2 tRNA genes and 2 rRNA genes are annotated in these 3,083 nt (G+C 57.9%); all 4 read left to right on the top strand.

The window, feature by feature from the left end:
• Positions 1 to 89: ribosomal RNA gene (locus IVA92_RS11615) — 16S ribosomal RNA — on the top strand; the annotation flags it as partial.
• Positions 90 to 249: 160 nt separating this feature from the next.
• Positions 250 to 326 (top strand) — tRNA-Ile (locus IVA92_RS11610).
• 6 nt (positions 327 to 332) lie between these two features.
• Positions 333 to 408 (top strand) — tRNA-Ala (locus IVA92_RS11605).
• 287 nt (positions 409 to 695) lie between these two features.
• A 23S ribosomal RNA gene (locus IVA92_RS11600) occupies positions 696 to 3,083 on the top strand; the annotation flags it as partial.

The raw sequence follows: 3,083 nt of genomic DNA, 5'->3' as shown, positions 1-3,083 counted from the left end.
GGAGGCAGGCGACCACGGTAGGGTCAGCGACTGGGGTGAAGTCGTAACAAGGTAGCCGTAGGGGAACCTGCGGCTGGATCACCTCCTTTCTAAGGATGTTTCTTTTGGACGACCGGCAGCCGTCTGGCTGACGGGCCGCCACTCGAGACGTCATTGGATACATGAAGCCCAGTCAGGGCTTCGATTGGCGGGACCTGGAGAGGCCGCCCTCGTTTCTCTTTCTCATCCGGATAAGCGGGATCACCGCTCGGGCCTGTAGCTCAGGTGGTTAGAGCGCACCCCTGATAAGGGTGAGGTCGGACGTTCGAGTCGTCCCAGGCCCACCATGATCAGGGGACGTAGCTCAGCTGGGAGAGCAGTTGCTTTGCAAGCATCAGGTCGTCGGTTCGATCCCGTCCGTCTCCACCAGCGCCTCTTCGTGAAGGCGCGGTGATCATCCGGAAGAGAAGGCAGCAAGTTTGCCCTTGCCAGCGCTGAGCGCAGCAGGCGGCATCGATATCTAAAAACTGTGAAGAGGGAATGTGACCGCGGGTCCCGCGAAAGCGGGGTGCCCGTTGGAGGTCATGTTCGGCAAGCATGTGACCGAACCGCTGAAGAGCGGTTTGGTCACTGGTCTTTATCGTGACCGTGGTCCTGTGCCTGACGTCATCCGCTGATGCGGCTGCCGGTCAGGCTCGGACATCGATCATGAGAGCGATCAAGTGCCTTAAGAGCATTCGGTGGATGCCTTGGCGCTGAGAGGCGATGAAGGACGTGGTACGCTGCGATAAGCCTTGGGGAGCTGCGAACGAGCTTTGATCCAGGGATTTCCGAATGGGGAAACCCACCTTCGACCCTTCGTATTGTGGTGTCAGGCTGGCGGAAACGCTGGTTTGGCCCCTCACTACGATTGGTCAGATGAAGGTATCAAATCCTGAATCCATAGGGGTTTGAAGCGAACCCGGGGAACTGAAACATCTCAGTACCCGGAGGAAAGGACATCAACGAGACTCCGTTAGTAGTGGCGAGCGAACGCGGACCAGGCCAGTGCCTGCAGTGAGTTTACCGGAACGGCCTGGAACGGCCGGCGTGAAGGGTGAGAGCCCCGTACGGGACGGACGATCGGCAGGACTCGAGTAGGGCGGGACACGTGAAATCCTGTCTGAACATGGGGGGACCACCCTCCAAGCCTAAGTACTCCTCAGCGACCGATAGTGAACCAGTACCGTGAGGGAAAGGTGAAAAGCACCCCGACGAGGGGAGTGAAACAGCACCTGAAACCGGATGCTTACAAACAGTAGGAGCCCAAGGTTTGTCCTGGGTGACTGCGTACCTTTTGTATAATGGGTCAGCGACTTAAAGTTACGAGCAAGCTTAAGCCGGTAGGTGGAGGCGCAGCGAAAGCGAGTCTGAACAGGGCGTTCAGTTCGTGGCTTTAGACCCGAAACCGAGTGATCTAGCCATGTGCAGGATGAAGGTGGGGTAACACCCACTGGAGGTCCGAACCAGTGCCCGTTGAAAAGGTCTTGGATGACGTGTGGCTAGGGGTGAAAGGCCAATCAAACTCGGAAATAGCTGGTTCTCCGCGAAAGCTATTTAGGTAGCGCCTCGAGTGAATACCGTGCGGGGTAGAGCACTGGATGGGCTAGGGCCGCCCACAGCGGTACCAAACCCAACCAAACTCCGAATACGCACGAGTACTGCTCGGGAGACACACGGCGGGTGCTAACGTCCGTCGTGGAGAGGGAAACAACCCTGACCGACAGCTAAGGCCCCCAATTCGTGGCTAAGTGGGAAAGGATGTGGGACTCCCAAAACAACCAGGAGGTTGGCTTAGAAGCAGCCATCCTTTAAAGAAAGCGTAACAGCTCACTGGTCTAAACAAGGGGTCCTGCGCCGAAAATGTAACGGGGCTCAAGCCACGAGCCGAAGCTTCGGGTGTATCGCAAGATACGCGGTAGCGGAGCGTTCCCTAGGCCGGCGAAGGGAGACCCGTGAGGGCTCCTGGAGGTATGGGAAGTGCGAATGCTGACATGAGTAACGACAAAGAGTGTGAAAGACACTCTCGCCGAAAGTCCAAGGGTTCCTGCGTAAAGTTAATCTTCGCAGGGTTAGCCGGCCCCTAAGGCGAGGCCGAAAGGCGTAGTCGATGGGAACGGGGTGAATAGTCCCCGGCCAGCGGATGGTGACGGATGCCGTGTATCGTCTGAGCTTATCGGATTGCTCGGGCGGTGAAGGGGTCCCAGGAAATAGCCTCCGCGTACGACCGTACCCGAAACCGACACAGGTGGACAGGTAGAGTATACCAAGGCGCTTGAGAGAACGATGCTGAAGGAACTCGGCAATTTGCCTCCGTAACTTCGGGATAAGGAGGCCCCGGCTTTGCGCAAGCAGGGTCGGGGGGCACAGACCAGGGGGTGGCGACTGTTTATCTAAAACACAGGGCTCTGCGAAGTCTGTAAGACGACGTATAGGGCCTGACGCCTGCCCGGTGCCGGAAGGTTAAGAGGAGAGGTGAGAGCCTTGAATTGAAGCCCCGGTAAACGGCGGCCGTAACTATAACGGTCCTAAGGTAGCGAAATTCCTTGTCGGGTAAGTTCCGACCTGCACGAATGGCGTAACGATCTCCCCGCTGTCTCCAGCATCGGCTCAGTGAAATTGAATTCCCCGTGAAGATGCGGGGTTCCTGCGGTCAGACGGAAAGACCCCGTGCACCTTTACTGTAGCTTTGCGCTGGCCTTCGTGTCGGCATGTGTAGGATAGGTGGTAGGCTTTGAAGCGCGGGCGCCAGCCTGCGTGGAGCCACCCTTGAAATACCACCCTTGACGACATGGTGGTCTAACCGCAGCCCCTGATCGGGGTTCGGGACCGCGCATGGCAGGCAGTTTGACTGGGGCGGTCGCCTCCCAAAGCGTAACGGAGGCGTACGAAGGTGGGCTCAGAGCGGTCGGAAATCGCTCGTCGCGTGCAATGGCATAAGCCCGCTTGACTGCGAGACAGACACGTCGAGCAGAGACGAAAGTCGGTCATAGTGATCCGGTGGTCCCGCGTGGATGGGCCATCGCTCAACGGATAAAAGGTACGCCGGGGATAACAGGCTGATG

This window comes from Bradyrhizobium sp. 154 (genome assembly GCF_023073875.1).
GTDB lineage: Bacteria > Pseudomonadota > Alphaproteobacteria > Rhizobiales > Xanthobacteraceae > Bradyrhizobium.
The sequence above is the reverse complement of the archived record's forward strand: the minus strand, read 5'-3'. Positions and strand labels throughout refer to the sequence as shown.